Origin of the sequence: Shewanella sp. Isolate8 (genome assembly GCF_022398495.1) — a bacterium.
GTDB classification, from domain to species: domain Bacteria; phylum Pseudomonadota; class Gammaproteobacteria; order Enterobacterales; family Shewanellaceae; genus Shewanella; species Shewanella aquimarina.
This window is the reverse complement of record NZ_JAKEVI010000003.1, coordinates 299,674-314,484: the sequence shown is the minus strand read 5'-3', so window position 1 is coordinate 314,484 and position 14,811 is coordinate 299,674. Positions and strand designations below refer to the sequence as shown.

General features: G+C 56.4%; 13 protein-coding genes. 6 read left to right on the top strand and 7 right to left on the bottom strand.

What is annotated here, in order from left to right:
• Positions 1 to 34: 34 nt before the first annotated feature.
• The 3 genes from L1D43_RS13870 to L1D43_RS13860 all read right to left on the bottom strand — a co-directional run bounded on the left by L1D43_RS13870 (position 35) and on the right by L1D43_RS13860 (position 3,270).
• Complete coding sequence (locus L1D43_RS13870; RefSeq protein WP_239852485.1) at positions 35 to 565, bottom strand: redoxin domain-containing protein; 531 nt, start codon at positions 563 to 565, stop codon at positions 35 to 37.
• A complete protein-coding gene (locus tag L1D43_RS13865; RefSeq protein ID WP_239852483.1) occupies positions 558 to 2,045 on the bottom strand; it encodes a S41 family peptidase in 1,488 nt (495 codons plus the stop codon). The genes L1D43_RS13870 and L1D43_RS13865 overlap by 8 nt, the downstream gene beginning before the upstream one ends.
• A gap of 298 nt (positions 2,046 to 2,343) precedes the next feature.
• Positions 2,344 to 3,270, bottom strand: a complete 927-nt coding sequence (locus tag L1D43_RS13860; protein WP_239852481.1) for a phospholipase A — start codon at positions 3,268 to 3,270, stop codon at positions 2,344 to 2,346.
• A 234-nt stretch (positions 3,271 to 3,504) separates the two neighbouring features.
• Between L1D43_RS13860 and cobA the strand changes: the two genes are divergently transcribed.
• Complete coding sequence (gene cobA, locus L1D43_RS13855; protein ID WP_239852476.1) at positions 3,505 to 4,326, top strand: uroporphyrinogen-III C-methyltransferase; 822 nt, start codon at positions 3,505 to 3,507, stop codon at positions 4,324 to 4,326.
• A gap of 23 nt (positions 4,327 to 4,349) precedes the next feature.
• Here the strand turns inward: cobA and L1D43_RS13850 are convergent, their stop codons facing one another.
• Both L1D43_RS13850 and L1D43_RS13845 read right to left on the bottom strand, forming a co-directional pair.
• Positions 4,350 to 5,186, bottom strand: a complete 837-nt coding sequence (locus tag L1D43_RS13850) for a TIGR03899 family protein (RefSeq protein WP_239852475.1) — start codon at positions 5,184 to 5,186, stop codon at positions 4,350 to 4,352.
• A gap of 91 nt (positions 5,187 to 5,277) precedes the next feature.
• Positions 5,278 to 6,444 (bottom strand): MFS transporter, encoded by a 1,167-nt coding sequence (locus tag L1D43_RS13845; protein WP_239852473.1) that lies wholly within the window; start codon positions 6,442 to 6,444, stop codon positions 5,278 to 5,280.
• Positions 6,445 to 6,646: 202 nt separating this feature from the next.
• On the opposite strand from L1D43_RS13845, the gene L1D43_RS13840 reads away from it, so the two are divergent.
• The 5 genes from L1D43_RS13840 to L1D43_RS13820 all read left to right on the top strand — a co-directional run bounded on the left by L1D43_RS13840 (position 6,647) and on the right by L1D43_RS13820 (position 12,300).
• The gene (locus L1D43_RS13840) at positions 6,647 to 8,068 is read left to right on the top strand and encodes a FlxA-like family protein (RefSeq protein WP_239852472.1); all 1,422 of its coding nucleotides are present in this window, start codon (positions 6,647 to 6,649) and stop codon (positions 8,066 to 8,068) included.
• Positions 8,069 to 8,101: 33 nt separating this feature from the next.
• Positions 8,102 to 9,250, top strand: coding sequence for an imelysin family protein (locus L1D43_RS13835; RefSeq protein WP_239852471.1), 1,149 nt, complete (start codon positions 8,102 to 8,104; stop codon positions 9,248 to 9,250).
• Positions 9,251 to 9,362: 112 nt separating this feature from the next.
• A complete protein-coding gene (locus tag L1D43_RS13830; RefSeq protein WP_239852470.1) occupies positions 9,363 to 10,994 on the top strand; it encodes a di-heme oxidoredictase family protein in 1,632 nt (543 codons plus the stop codon).
• Positions 10,995 to 11,189: 195 nt separating this feature from the next.
• Positions 11,190 to 11,711 (top strand): menaquinone-dependent protoporphyrinogen IX dehydrogenase, encoded by a 522-nt coding sequence (gene hemG / locus L1D43_RS13825; RefSeq protein WP_239852468.1) that lies wholly within the window; start codon positions 11,190 to 11,192, stop codon positions 11,709 to 11,711.
• A 64-nt stretch (positions 11,712 to 11,775) separates the two neighbouring features.
• Positions 11,776 to 12,300, top strand: a complete 525-nt coding sequence (locus L1D43_RS13820; protein WP_239852466.1) for a cytochrome b/b6 domain-containing protein — start codon at positions 11,776 to 11,778, stop codon at positions 12,298 to 12,300.
• 106 nt (positions 12,301 to 12,406) lie between these two features.
• Here the strand turns inward: L1D43_RS13820 and L1D43_RS13815 are convergent, their stop codons facing one another.
• Positions 12,407 to 13,450, bottom strand: a complete 1,044-nt coding sequence (locus L1D43_RS13815; RefSeq protein WP_239852465.1) for a DUF2955 domain-containing protein — start codon at positions 13,448 to 13,450, stop codon at positions 12,407 to 12,409.
• Complete coding sequence (locus tag L1D43_RS13810) at positions 13,440 to 14,474, bottom strand: HlyD family secretion protein (RefSeq protein WP_239852463.1); 1,035 nt, start codon at positions 14,472 to 14,474, stop codon at positions 13,440 to 13,442. Before L1D43_RS13810 ends, L1D43_RS13815 begins: the two co-directional genes overlap by 11 nt.
• Positions 14,475 to 14,811: the final 337 nt, after the last annotated feature.

Sequence of the window (14,811 nt, the reverse complement as noted above, 5' to 3'; positions counted from 1 at the left end):
AGCGCACGGGGCTTTTTTATCGCTTACTTTTAACTTACTCGGCCTTGGCGATACCTAAGGCAGCTAGGTTGGCGGCAATATCTTCGGCGGCCGTCTTAGGATGAATGTCCTCATCGATTTTCAATATGGTGCCATCCTCGCCTATGTAGAAGGTCACCCGGCTGGCGACCCGCACCAGGTTGAGTACGTCATAGGCCTTGGCGGTCTCCTTGGTGGGATCGCTGAGCATAGGGAAATCGGCTTTCTGCTCCTTGGCAAAGTTCTGGTTGTCTTCCAGATCATCGACGCTGGCCATCATGTAGACGGCCTTGAATTGGCGGATGAGATCCCCTTTCTCTACCAGTGACTTGCACTCCAAGGTGCAGCCTCGGGTGTTGGCCATGGGATACCAGGCTAAGACCAGCGTCTGTTTGCCCAGATAATCACTGAGCTGATAATAGTGGCCATCGGTAGCCTGAAGCCTGAAATCTGGGGCCTTGTCGCCCACCTTGAGATCGGTGGCATTGGCCTGCGCGGCAATGATCAGGCTCAGGCCGAGCAGGAGTCTGGTAACTAACTTATTCATGAGTGTTCCTTTCTGCGTTGCTAGGGTTATTTATAGGTTGTGTTTGCCCGCTCGCGCCGGGCGCAAACAGGCTGATAAGGTTTTCCCAGTAGACGACCTCATCCAGCGGCTGCTCGATATCGGGCTGGGTCGGCACGCCCGACAGGGCTTTTCCCGTGGCGTCATATATCTGGGTGGCGTTGAAACTTATCTTAAAGCCACTGTTTGGCAGGGTGATCTGCTGCTGTCTGCCATACTCGCCCCGTGTCGGCTCGCCCACCACTAAGGTGTCGGGCCAGGACTTGGCGAAGTGGGCTACCCACTGGCACTGCTGCCGACAATCTGGGCCAATCAGCAGCATCAACTTACCCCGTTTAGGGCGGGGAAGATACGACCAGGGTAGGCTGGCCAGGTGCCAAAACTTGGCCTGCCAGGGGCTAAAACCGGGTTCCTCTTCGGGCAGGTGTGGCCGGAGCAACTCCAGCTGTAACTGCTCCGCCTGACTCAGGCTAGCGGGCGGCAGGAAGCCTAGGGGCTTGAGGTAGTCGCTGCGCAGGTTAGGCCCCTTCTTGTAGCGTGCCACCGCCTGCAGGGAGTCTGGCCAGCCCGCCAGTAGCGGCGGTCTGATGTCCGGGCTGAATGTCTGGGCCAGCAGCCTGAGCAGCTCATCGCCCGCGCCATGAGCCTGGCGCAGATCCAATATGGTGACAGGGCTGGTCAGCGAGCGCTTGAGACGCTGCCCTAGTGGGCTGCCTGGATTGAAGCTCGACAGGTCATGGAGGCTAAACACCCCTTGCAGGTCGACACTGATCTGCTCATTGTCATTGCTACTTAGCGACTGAGGTGGCTGGCTGGTCAGCGCCAGGTTAACTTGGTGGCCGTTGCCCTGCTCGTCGCTCAGGGTGAGGCGACAGTGCTCGCTGGACGCCAGGCCTATCTCGCGCCTGAGCATGGCGATCATCCCAAGATACCTTGCCTGTTCGCTTACCATGTTGGCCAGGCTGGGGGGCAGAAAGGCTTGGGTGGCTGCAACCCAGAGGGCGATGGGCAGGCCATCGATATGGGTGATAATGGGCGCCTCACTGTCCAGCGGGCGATTGTCCTGGGTCAGCGCCAGCCATTTATCGTCTAACTTGCGCAGCTTGATCGGCAGATAGGCCTGGGCGGTGACACCCTCGAGCCGGGCGCTGGGATCGTCTATGGCCGTCAGTACCTTAAGCAGTTGCTGGGCAAATAACTGACGCTCACCGCCCAGGGGCAGCTGGCCCCGGGCCTTGTTGATCTGGGTATCCAGGTTCACTAAGTGCTGGGGGGAGGTGGCCGCGCTGGCGGAGTATTGGCTGAGATGTTGTTGCAGGTAGTTAAGATCAGACTGCATCTCCCGCGCCGAGAGCTGTGGCTTGGGCGGCTCTTCGCGCAGAGCGATCACCGTCAGCTGAATACAGCTCAGGGCCATGATGAGGCCGAAGCCATTGATGATGCTCTGGTGTCCGAATTTCATTCTACTTCCTAGGGCCTGTTTATCTTTCGCGTTCATTTTTGCAACATTCTGTATCGCTTTTATACAAGGCAGAGCGATTGTAATCTAGTGTGCTACATCAATGAGCGATAACGCAGTAGAAAAATGATACAGACGCTGCCCGCAGGGTTCGTCTTGAGCACGTTCAACTCTTTGTTACTCGGCTTTTATATAGAATAACTATACTTCAAGCCTCATGCCGCGATTTGAACGTGCTCAATTAGAACAAAAATTGTTCTCAAAAGGTCAACAGGCCCTAATGCGACCGACGGCCAAGGCGTTAGAGAATGTCGTTTATTGCGAAGCCTATGCCGATGCGCTGGGTATGGGCATTATAGTCGATGAGACTCTCGCCATAGCCGTTAAAATACTGCGTGTAGAGACGCAGGTTGCCCATGATGGGATAGCTCCAGGTAAACTCGACGGCGCCACGATTCGGGCTCTCCAGGTTGTTGCGCAGCATCAGCGAGAATCTATGTTTATCAACCCCATAGACCCCCATGAGTTCGAAGTTGCCCATGTAATCCAAGATGTCCGGATTATCATCCCCTCTGGGTGAGTCGGGCGTCTCTTTTTCATCTTCAGGTATGCGCCACCACACCTTGGCGGCGAGGGCAAATGGGCCGCTATCGAACACCATGGTGCCATAGATACGGTTCCAGCTACGGGAGAGATCACCTGACTTGCCGTTGGATTGGTGCACGGCGCCCACCCCCCAGAAGGAGTTGGTCAGCGGACCTATCTGCCAGTCGTTGTTGAACAGCATGAAGATCTCAGGTTCATGGTTGGTTTCGCGAAACGGCGAAGAGATGTCCTTGTTGTACACCTGCCAGTAAGACTGGTTGGTGTAGGCGAAAAACAGGTGGCCGTTGTCGCCGAAGACGTTATACATCAGGGGAAACTTAAAGCTTATCTGGAACTTGGCTTCCAGATTATCGATTTCCGAATTGTGCTCGTCTAGCTTGTCGGAAAAGGGCGCCATATTCGGAGAGCTGTTGTAGGTCACGGGCAGAATATAGTTGACCTTGTGAGGCGTGATCACGAAGGGCCTCTCAGAGGTGGCCAGCTCATCCTCGACGCGCTGGTCGAGCAGCGAACCATCCGCTTTGGTTTTCTCCTCTGCCGTGGGCTCGGCGCCGAGGCAGGTCACAGGCAGTGAGCATAGGCCGAATAGGGTAAGCCATTTAAGGTATTGGGTGGTTTGCATCCTTGTTTCCTCTCGTGTCGCAAGCTTAGCGCGTCGTCTCCAAATCTAGCCTATGTTTTAACATTTGAGTCCGCCGCATGCACCTATTTTAATTCTGTCTATTTGATTTGCTTAATTAAAAAACGGGTCAACCTTTTTAATAACCAAAAGGAATAAAACCTAATTAATTTCTATTTTTTTAAGGAATAAGAATGACGCTATATTAACCTCATCACTATTGTATGAGATGCGGATATGGAACTAATTACTCTACCCGGGCAGCAGGCACAGGGCAAAGTCTGGCTTGTGGGCGCAGGTCCAGGCGACATTGAGCTATTAACGCTCAAGGCCTACCGCATCTTAAAGAAGGCCGACGTGGTCTTGTTCGATGCCTTGGTGAGTGAGGAGATCTTGGCGCTTGCGCCCAAGGACGCCGAGCTGATCGCCGTGGGTAAGCGCGCCGGTAAACACAGCGCCGCCCAGGAGGAGATCAACCAGCTGTTGGTGACCAAGGCCTATACCCGCAAGAATGTGGTGCGCCTCAAGGGGGGCGACCCCTTCATCTTCGGCCGTGGCGGTGAAGAGCTGGAGACGCTCGTCGAGGCCGGGGTTGAGTTCGAGGTGGTACCAGGCATCACGGCGGCCAGCGGCACCTCTGCCTACGCAGGTATTCCCCTGACCCACAGGGATCATGCCCAGGGGGTCACCTTCATCACGGGGCACTGCAAGCTTGAGAGCCGCCCCATGGACTGGCAGGCCTATGCCAACAGCGCCAATACCCTGGTGGTGTATATGGGGATCCTCAACGCGGGCAGCATCCAAGATGGGCTGATCTCGGCCGGGCGCTCGCCCAACACGCCGGTGGCAATCGTCTCTAAGGCGACCACGGCGGCGCAGCAGCGTTTCATCGGTACCTTAGGAGAGCTGGCCGAACTGGCGGCGGACCCGGCGCTGGAGATGCCCGCCCTGATGATTATTGGTGAAGTGGTTGGCCTGGCCGATAGCCTGCACTGGTTCAATCCGGAAACCAGCCCTAAGACCCTGGATGCGACAGTAAAGCAGTCGCTGGGTCAGTAATCTACTTTTCAGTAATCAGCTTTTCAGTATTCTACTTTAAAGTCTTTCTTGAATAGTGCCTGCAGCGCGCGGGCGTACTCTTCATCAGCCTTGGGGCGCACCAGCTGCGCCAACTCGTCGCCGGTCGGCGTCAGTCGATAATAGTTAAACACCAGATGGCCGTGCTTAGGCGTCAGCGTCATCCGCTTGCCCGATAGGGTAAAGCTGATGGGATTCTTGGCGTTGAGCTGGCCCGTCTCAAACTCGCTCCTGTGTAATAGGCCCGCATCCACCAGGGTGAGTACAGAGGAGTAGGGCAGACCAAATTGCGACAGGGCGATCTGGGTGGTATCCGTCTTGCGAAACAGCTGACCTATGCCGCCGGCGTGGCGAAAGCCGATCACCAGCTTGAGCTTAGATTCGTTGTTGAAGGTCACCGCCATGCCCAGCGCCTTCTCGAACATCTGCGCCTCTTTGTGGGTCAACTGCTTAAGTGTGGCCAGACTCCTGAGGCTAAAGCTGCCGGGACTGGTGATCTCATTGGCCAGAATGCGTCCCCACAGCGCCTGCATGTTGCGGTTGTGGATCTGTTCTGCCAGCTGAAAGAACTGGTGGATCCAATCGGGGTCGAGATCCGCCCCGGTGACGTCCGACGGCGTGTGGGAGAGGGCGATGGCGTAGACGTTTTCCAGGTTGGCCTGATACTGGTTGGCGAGCTTGCGCAGGCGATGGTCGGAGCGCTCGGCCACAGAGGCCTGGGAGGGGCGATAATCCTCGTCGCTGCCCAGGCCGATCAGGTGGCCGAGTTGCAGGGCCTTGCGGCGGGCAGATACGTCGGGTTGGTTCGACCCTGAATTGGATAGCTTAACGATCTCGGCCATAATCTTTTCTTGTGAATAATCTTATCTTAGGTTGCCCTATTGTCAGATTCTATCTGAATTTCGCCCAAGGCCCTAGCCCCAACCCCTAGCTTCAGGCGTTGGCCGGCCAGTTAACGTGCTTATCCTGGGCCGGATGGCGCGGAATATTAAGGGCCAGCATCAGGGAGCAGAGGGCGAAGCCTGCCCCGATAAAGAACACCCATTTATTGGAGTAGAGCCAGAGCATCCCCAGCAGCGCCGGGATCACCACGGCTGCGATATGATTGATGGTGAAGCTGACCGACATGGTGGCGGCGATATCCTTAGGCTCGGCGATCTTCTGGAAATAGGTCTTGATGGCGATGGCCATGGCAAACAGTAGATGATCCAGCACATAGAGCACGGCGGCCATCTCGGCCTGCTGCACGAAGGCGTAGCTGGTGAAGATTACTATCAGGCCCACATACTCTATCATCAGGGCGTTGCGCTCGCCGATGCGGCCGATAAAGCGGCCTATGGCGGGGGCGAACAACAGGTTGACCACATAGTTGATCAGAAACAGGGCGGTGATCTGACTGACGCTATAGCCAAACTTCTCCACCATCATGAAGCCGGCAAACACCATGAAGATCTGCCGCCGCGCGCCGGAGAAGAAGGTGAGCAGATAGTAGAGCCAGTAGCGTCGTCTGAGGATCACCTTCTTGTGTTGCACCTCGCCTTGGGGAAACTGGGGGAAGTAGAGGGTCAGGGCGAGCACCATCAACAGCCCGAGTCCGCCTATGATGGCGTACATCCATTGATAATCCAGCTGCAGATAGGTCATCACAATCCAGATGCTGCCGTAGCCGGTGAGGGCGGCGGCCGAGCGCCAGGCCAGCGCCTTGCCTAAGAATCCCGCGGTCTCACTCTTGTCGACCCATTGCAGGGTGAGGGACTGATTGATGGTCTCGTAGTAGTGAAAGCCCACCGACATGAGTATGGTGGTCAGGTAGAGGCCCAGCACCTGAGGGAAGAAGCCTGTGATGCCCACCCCTATGGTCAGCAGCGCCAAGGAAACCAAGGCGAAGGTCTGTTCCCTGAGCAAGAGCAGAATGAAGATGGCGGTAAAGGCCAGAAACCCGGGAACCTCACGCAAGCTCTGCAATATGCCAATCTCGGCACCGGTAAAGCTGGCCCGCTCGATGACGAAGTTATTCAGCAGCACCTGCCACACAGAAAATACCAAGGACATCACGAAGGTCATGAGTAGTAAGAGGGTCTGCGGGTTCTTTTTTAACATTCCATTGGCTTCCTGTCTCAGTGGGGAAACTAGTCTACCCCATCGCCTGGATGCTACAAACTGGTTTCAATTTTTGCTTCCCTAGCACGCTTTGTCATCGATTTGTTATTAACAAATGTAAATTGTAATGCAAATAATTCTCATTTGAAATATTGTGCCCGCAATTTAATGGGGGATGTTGATTAATCAACATGGAGAGAAGATGACACTGAAATTAACCACCTTAGGGATGGCTATCGCTAGCTTGCTGGCGGGCAATGCCTATGCCGACACTCAAACGAATAGCACAGCCAACACCACCACCAATACTGCGAGCTTAGCCGAGTCGATCGCCAGGCAGGAGCAGGCGCTTATCCAGCTGAAACAGGAGCTGGCCCAGCTCAAGGCGCAGCAGGCCGAGAAGCAGTATGACCAGCAAGCCTTGACCCAGGCGGTGCAGGAGCAGGTGAGCCAGGAGGCCGAAAACAGCCCTTGGCGCCGCTTCAAGTTTGAGTCCTATGGCAGCATGAACTACACCAGCGACGAGTATTTCGACAACGTACAGGACACCACGCCCGAGCGTCGCGGCCGTCTGGATCTCGAGCGGATCGTCACCGAATTTGGCTATCAGTTCAACGACGAGTGGGACGTGGAGGTGGAGATAGAGTATGAACATGGTGGCACCGGCGCCGCGCTGGAATATGACGGCTTCGACGAGTTCGGCGAGTTTGAGTCGGAGGTCGAAGCCGGCGGCGAGGTGATGATCGAGAAGGCCCAGCTCAGGTATCGCCCGAGTAAAGCCTTCGGCGTCAAGTTCGGTAACATACACCTGCCCATGGGGCTTTCCAGCGTGCTGCATAAGCCTAACCAATACCTGACCGTACTGCGTCACCGCAGCGAGGCGGCCATGTTGCCTGCCGTGTGGAACGAGACGGGTATCGGCATCTTCGGCGACCTGGGAGATTTCCACTATCAGGCTCAAGTAGTTAGCGGCCTCAACTCTGAGTATTTCCGCACCTACGACTGGATAGCATCCGGCCATCAGAAGCGTTTCGAGCACATCAACGCCGACGAGCTGGCCTATGTGCTGCGTCTCGATTACGGCAGCTTCAAACTGCCAGGGCTGGCACTGGGCGCCGCCTATTACTATGGCAATACCAGTGGTAATCGCCACAAGAGTAACAAGCTGGCCGGTGACGGCAGCGTGAGCCTGCTGGCGCTCTCAGGTGCCTATGTGGACGGTCCCTGGATACTGCGCGGACAGTATCTGCAGGGCACCCTGGATGATGCCGATGCGATCACTCAGGCCAACAAGACCACCCCGGGCCTCAAGCCGGGCAACTTCGCCCAGCTGGGCAGCAAGGCAGAATCCTTCTTCGTCGAGGCGGGGCTGGATCTCAACCACTTCTTCTCTGTGCCGCTGACTGTGTTTGCCAACCTGGATTACGCCAACCCGCTGAGCGAGGTGGAAACCGGTACGGCCACCAAGCGCTATGAGAACACCTGGACTAGCGTCGGCATCAACTACTCGCCGATCCCCGAGATAGTGATCAAGGCCGAGGGCGGCCTGCATCAGGTGGCGGTGGCCGCCATTCCGGATACCCATTTCTTTGCCCTGGGCGTGGGCTATCAATTCTCGCTCTAACGGCGGACAACTTTGATTCTTATGGAGAGACAGATGAAACAATTTAAATATGGCGCGATCGCATTGGCACTCATTTCGGCTCTGGCGGCCTGCGGTGGTTCGGGCAGCGATGAGCCCGAGGTGGTAGTGCCCGAGACAGGTTTTAGTTTCGATGCCGACGCACTGATCGTCAACCTGAGCGACGAGGTGATCGTCAAGGGTTACAGCACATTAGCGGATCGCGGTGAGGTTTTGTTACAGGCCACCCAGACCCTGGTTGCCACTCCTACCCAGGCAAATCTTGAGGCGGCGCAGTCGGCCTGGAAGGCGGCCCGTCAGCCCTGGGAGCAGGGCGAGTCGCACATCTTCGGCCCGGTGGACTCGCTGGGGATCGATCCGCACCTGGATAGCTGGCCGCTGAACACCACAGATCTTAAGACGGTCTTAATCAACAGCAGCGGCTTCGATGCCGAGACCATCAAGGGCTGGAACGATGACGTGCAGGGTTTCCATACCATGGAGTTTTTGCTCTTCGGTGACGGCATTAACGACAATCTTAAGCAGATCGACGAGCTGACCGCCAGCGAGCGCGACTACCTCATGGGACTGGCCGAGGTGTTTCGTGACTACACCAAGCAGCTGGCCGATGCCTGGCTGGTGAGCCATGACGGCCAGGGTGGTAAGGCCTATGGCGAGCTGCTGAAGTCACCGGGTGTCGATGGCAACACCTTCTACAGCTCGCAAGTCGGCGTGTTAGAGGAGCTGATCCAGGGGATGATAGGTATCGTCGATGAGGTGGGTAACGGCAAGATCGCCGATCCCTTCGGTAGTTCTCTGGCCAATGCCGACACCTCTAAGGTGGAGTCGCAATATTCGTGGAACTCGCTGACCGACTTTAGCGACAACATCATAGGAGTGCGCAACGTCTATCAGGGTGAGTTCACCGGCGAGGCCGACAAGCAGGGGATCATCGATTTCGTGCGCGCCGCCGACGCCGAGCTGGCCAGCCGTGTCGCGGCAGAGATAGACAGCGCCATCTTGCAGATCCGCGCCATCGAGGGCACGGATAATATGCCGTTCCGCCAGGCGATAAAGGATGAGGCAGGCCGTGCGCGTGTCCAGAAGGCGGTCGACGCCCTGGCCACCCTGCAGGCGAGCCTTGAAAACCAGGTGCTGCCGCTACTCAAAGAGTGGAAGGTATAAGGCCAGCATAAAAGAGAGCTAAGGCTCTCTTTTTATTGCCCGTATAACCCCATAAAAATCAAGGCTAATGGCAAGAGAGCGATTTAGCCCGACCCTAATAAAGTGTGAAAAGATGATGAATAGCTTAACGAAACCCTCCACCCTGCTGGCGGCCCTGACCCTGGCTCAGACATTGGCCTTGACTGGCTGTGGCGGCTCGGGTGATGAGATAGAAGTGCCAGAGCCCGAGAAAGTTTATCCAGATTATACCCAGGTGACGGCATTGGGCGGTGACACTACCACCTTCGATGCCTCGAGTTCGGGCCACGGTTACTCTACCCCGGCGGTAAACCTGAGTGAGGCCCAGCTCGCCCAGCACTTAAGCGGTGACCTGAATTTTGAGACCGCCTTTACCACTGCGCCCAACGAGGAGCATCCTGAGCTCGACGGCCTGGGACCCGTGTTCAACAACGCCGACTGTAACTCCTGCCATCAGCGCGACGGCCGTAACTCGACGCCGATAGTGCCTGCGGGGCAAGCGCGCATCAAACTGGGCTCCGAGGCGGGGATCTTCCTGCGTATCAGCAAGGCGCCGGATCAGCCTTGCCTGCAAGGTACACCTGAGAACAACTACTGCGCGCCTATTCCTGTGCCCAACTTCGGCACTCAGCTGTTTCACCGCGGGGTGCTTAAGGCCAGGGAAGACTGGCAGCAGAACCTGTTCGGCGGTCAGGCGGATGTCTACCTCTCCTATGAGCAGAAGAAGGTGACTTATCCTGACGGCACAGAGGTGACGCTGAAGAGACCACTGTTTGCGGTGGAGAACCCCTTCGATGCACCGGGCGAGAGCCTCAACAGCAGTAATGTGACTTCTGAGCTGCTGCAGAGCGATGTCTTGATGGGCTGGCGCAATGGCATGCCTGTGTTTGGTCTTGGGCTGCTGGAGGCGATCCCCGAGGCGAGTATTCTGGCGCTGGTGGATGAAAACGATGCCGATGGCGATGGCATCTCAGGGCGTGCAAACTATGTGTTCGACGCCGTCAAGGCGCAGCGGGGCGAGAGCCATCCCGTCTCTTTGGGGCGTTTCGGCTGGAAGGCCAACACCCCCAGCGTGCGGGTGCAGTCATTGGGGGCGCTGCGTGGCGATATAGGGATCACTAACCCCCTATTTCCCGAGGAGAGCATAGCGGGCACCAGCATGCATGACAGCTATCTTGCCCGCACAGGGTTCGTCGATACCGGCAGCGGCGTCGACGGTGAGCCGGAGGCGAGCGCCGAGTTCAGCGACGACGTGGTCTTCTACGCCGAGACCCTGGCGGTACCGGCCAGGCGGCAGGTGGATGATGTTAAGGTGAGGGAAGGGGCGCGCCTGTTCGAGCAGGTCAACTGCAGTGGCTGTCACCAGCCCAAGTTTGTCACCAAGAGCAGCGGCGAGATCGGCGGCCTGCCTATGATAGCGGCGCTGAAGGGGCAGACCATCTATCCCTTCAGCGACATGTTGCTCCATGACATGGGCGAAGGACTGAGCGACGGTCGCCCGGACTTTCTGGCCAGCGGCAGCGAGTGGCGCACCCGGCCGTTATGGGGCATAGGCCTGACCCAGACGGTCAATCCCCAGGCGGGCTTCCTCCACGATGGCCGCGCGGCGAGTGTGGAGGAGGCGATCCTCTGGCATGGCGGCGAAGCCCAGGCGAGCACAGATAAGTTCATGGCCCTGACTCAGGCGGAGCGGGCACAACTGCTGGCGTTCGTCATGTCCCTATAAGGGAGTGTTTAGAGGATAAAAGCGCGGCCTAGGCTGCGCTTTTTTATGATGAAATGTATTCAGGGGGCAATTTGTGAAGTCGGTAAACTTAAGCCGGATTTTGCCCTTAGTCCTCGTGATCTGTTTCAATTAAATATTGCCCGATTTCCCCTATCATGATGCTATAGCAAGAGATAAGTCGATTTAGGGGCCTACGTGAGCAAAATATTAATCATCTATTCCAGTGTGCATGGGCAGACCCGTAAGCTGTGCGACTTCATGCAGCGCGAGCTCGAGGCGCTGGAACATAGCGTCACCTGTGCCAGCATAGATAACCCGCCCCCGCTCGAGGGCTTCGATAAGATAGTCCTCGGCGCTAGCATTCGCCACGGCAAGCATAACCCCAGGGTGTACGACTTCATTAGCCAGAACCTCGCACTGTTGCAGGAAAAGGCCAGCAGTTTCTTTTCGGTGAGCCTGGTGGCGCGCAAGCCCGCCAAGAATACCCCAGAGACAAACCCTTATATGCAGGCGTTTCTGGCCAAGTCGCCCTGGCAGCCTAAGCTGCTGGCGGTATTCGGCGGCAACCTGGATTATCAGGGTTATAACGCCCTGGATCGCAACATCATACGCTTCATCATGTGGATCACTAAGGGGCCGACGGCGCCGGACACCAGGGTAGAGTATACCGATTGGGATAAGGTGAAAGACTATGCTCAGCAGGTCGCTGCGCTCTAGCGAGGCTTAGAAATAAGACAGATCATGGGGTTCATGGCGTGAGCCATCTCGAAGGGAGAGCAAGATGAAGACACTGACCAAGCTGCGCGAGGTGCTGGAGACCTATCAGCATCTGTTTGTCATACTGTTGACCTTGTTTCTGGTGGGCACCAGCGGCTGGCTCATGATGGGGCGCACCCTGCGGGCCAACGCCTCGGTCTGGGATATTCTGCATGTCTACCTTGGGCTGCTTGCCGGGATCTTCTCGGTAACCATGTTGCTTATTAATATGATGCGTGGCCAGTGGCGGCAGTATTTTCCCTATCTGGTGGGCGACTTTACTCAGCTGGGTAACGATGTGTGTGGCCTGATGCGCGGTAAGTTACCCCAGGCCGGTGGCCGCGGTCTGTTTAGCGTGGTCGAAGGCATAGGCATGCTGCTGTTTGTGGCTGTGTCCGTTACCGGCCTAATGTGGTTTCTCACTCAGGGCAGTAGTGAGGCGCTCAATTGGCGTAGTTATCATCACAGCCTGGCCCATGGTTTCATCGTCTTCATGGTGATCCACGCGCTGTTTGCCATGTCCCACCTGCTGGACTTCATTCGCCGCTAGCATAGGCTAAGGTAAGGCTATTTCGCTAAGGCTTAACAGAGTAGCGTTAATGTGAATTTAAAATAAGAAAAGCGCGGCCATGGCCGCGCTTTTTCGTGGGCGTCATTTAGGCGTCTGGCTGGGGTGACTTGGCGTCTTCCGTCCGCGCTTTTGATGAGTCGAGGGGCACGGGCTCATGGTGCAGCAGGCTGAGTAGCAGACCACCTATGATGACGGCGATACTGATCGAGACCAGGCGCACCAACTGGGCATAGAGGGCATCAGACCCTATGTGAGTGATGATCTGATATACCAGCACCACGAAGTTGGTGAACAGCAGCTGATAGATAGAGAGGGGGCAGGATCGCTTGATGGCAAAGCAGGCCAGCTGTAGGCCGCAGAAGATCGCCATCCCCAGCACCACCCAGGTCGGCAGCCCGAAAGTGAAGGTCAGCATCACGGGGAAAGTGAAGAGAATACCTATGGCCGTGGTGATCAGTCGATTCTGCTTGAAGCTCTTGTGCTCCTTGGGATCTGCCAGTTTGATCATGCTGCCGATCGTGATGGCAATCAGCATGCTCTGAGAGCTGCCGATGCCGATCAAGGCCGCCAGCACTAAGGTCATGGCGGTGGTCTTAAATAATATGCTGCCCATATGGGTACTGCTGTCGTCTGCCTGGGTCTCATCGGGCAGTATGTCTTGCTCATCACCGGGAAACAGCAGGAAACTCAGATAGGTGAGGATCAGTGCCAGCACCGCCGATTTCATCAACAACCAGGGCAGCACCTCGATCGGTGCTTGTAACTGCTTACTCATGATGGTCATGATGATCACCACGATCAACATCAGGGTCGAGAGCAGATCTTTCGCATCTTTGTGGCTGCGATAGAAACTCCAGAACAGCAAGGACCAGCAAAACAGCAGGTAGCCAGTGGGGGAGTCCAGCAAGAGCCCGCCGATAAACACCAGTCCCAGACTGACAAATAAGACGATCAGCAGCAACTTAAGCATCATGCTCAGAGGCGGACGCGAGGGCATCAGGGTGAGAAAGATCACCATGAAGATGGGCGCCAGTATGGGCAGGGGCGCGGCTTGATGCCAGAGGTAAAACAGCAGCGCCAGCGGGCCAAATACCAGACGTATGATAGGGTTGGCTGGACTAAGAAACATAGGTCCAGATACTCACTATCTGCATCCAGATGCCAGCAAGAAACTCGCCTATGCTGCTCTGCTCTGTGTAGAAGGCCACAGTCGCCTGTGAGCCGTAGCGAATATTGCCTGGTGGCTTAGTGCCGGTAAAGACGATATTGACCGGATAGCGCTGAGCCTTGATGCCATTGCTGTCTGCTGTGAGAAAACCTGTATTCTGATCTATGTTGTTGCTGCCGCCTGTGCCCCAGCCTATGCTGTCGACCTTGCCTTCCAGTACCCTGCCCGGTAGGGCGTCGAGGACGATCTCGACCTTGTTGCCCACCTTAATGTGTTCCAGCGAGTTTTCTCTGACCAGGGCCGAGATCCACACGCCGCGAGGATCGATAAAGGTCAACATGGGAGAGCCGACATTGGCGCGCTGCCCCAGGGTGAGTTGCAGGTTGGTCACTACGCCCTTAGAGGGGGCCTTGACCTGAGTCCTTTGCAGATCCAGCTGGGCCTGCTCAAGGCTTGCCATGGCCGATAAGATCTGTGGGTTGTCCTGTCCCTTGGGGCCCAGCGCCTGCCTGGCCTGTACCAGAGAGGCCTCGGCCGCCTCCAGGTTAGCCTGAGTTCTGTCTTTGGCCTCGATGGCATTGTCCAGCTCCGCCTGGCTTAATACGCCCTGTCCGGCCAGCTCGCTCACGCGGGCAGCCTGCTCCTTGGCGTTGTTGCGAGCCGCGATGGCATCGACCACCTTGGCCTGAGCCACCTCGACTGCCGCCGTGCTGGCGCCGATATTCTGCCCGGCGAGTGACAGGTTCGCCTGAGCCGACTGCACGGCGAGGCGGTAGTTGCGCGGATCGATCTGAAACAGGGGCTCGCCCGCTTCGACGATCTGGTTATCTCTGACGTTTACCTCTGTGATATTACCTGCGACCTCGGAAGCCACTCTCACCAGGTAGGCATGCACCCTGGCCTCGCTGGTCATGGGCGTCACCCTGTCGGCCCACAAGCTATAGAGCCAGACGACTAAGATTAAGCCTATGATGTAAAAACTCATTTTCCGTGATGATTGTTCCGCAGCAGACATGCCTTCGCCTCGATGACTAGAGATTGTTTTATGGTAATCCTCGATTGTGTTACCAGCAAGTAACACCTCTTGTTTAAGTAGTTTTTATATGACCTAGGTAGCTAAAAAGATGAGGAAAGCGAGTTAGCCTGCTCAAGGTTAGGCCTTAGTTGCGCAGGCTTAGCAGAGGCGTCTTTGCAGCTAACTATGAGTGTGATAGCTTGGAGGGATCGCTTTGGTTTCGGGATCATTGTCTTGGCCGGCGCGAGCAGGGAATGAGGTTATTCATGGAAGGCACCTGGGATCTCTCCTAGCAATTACACACCTT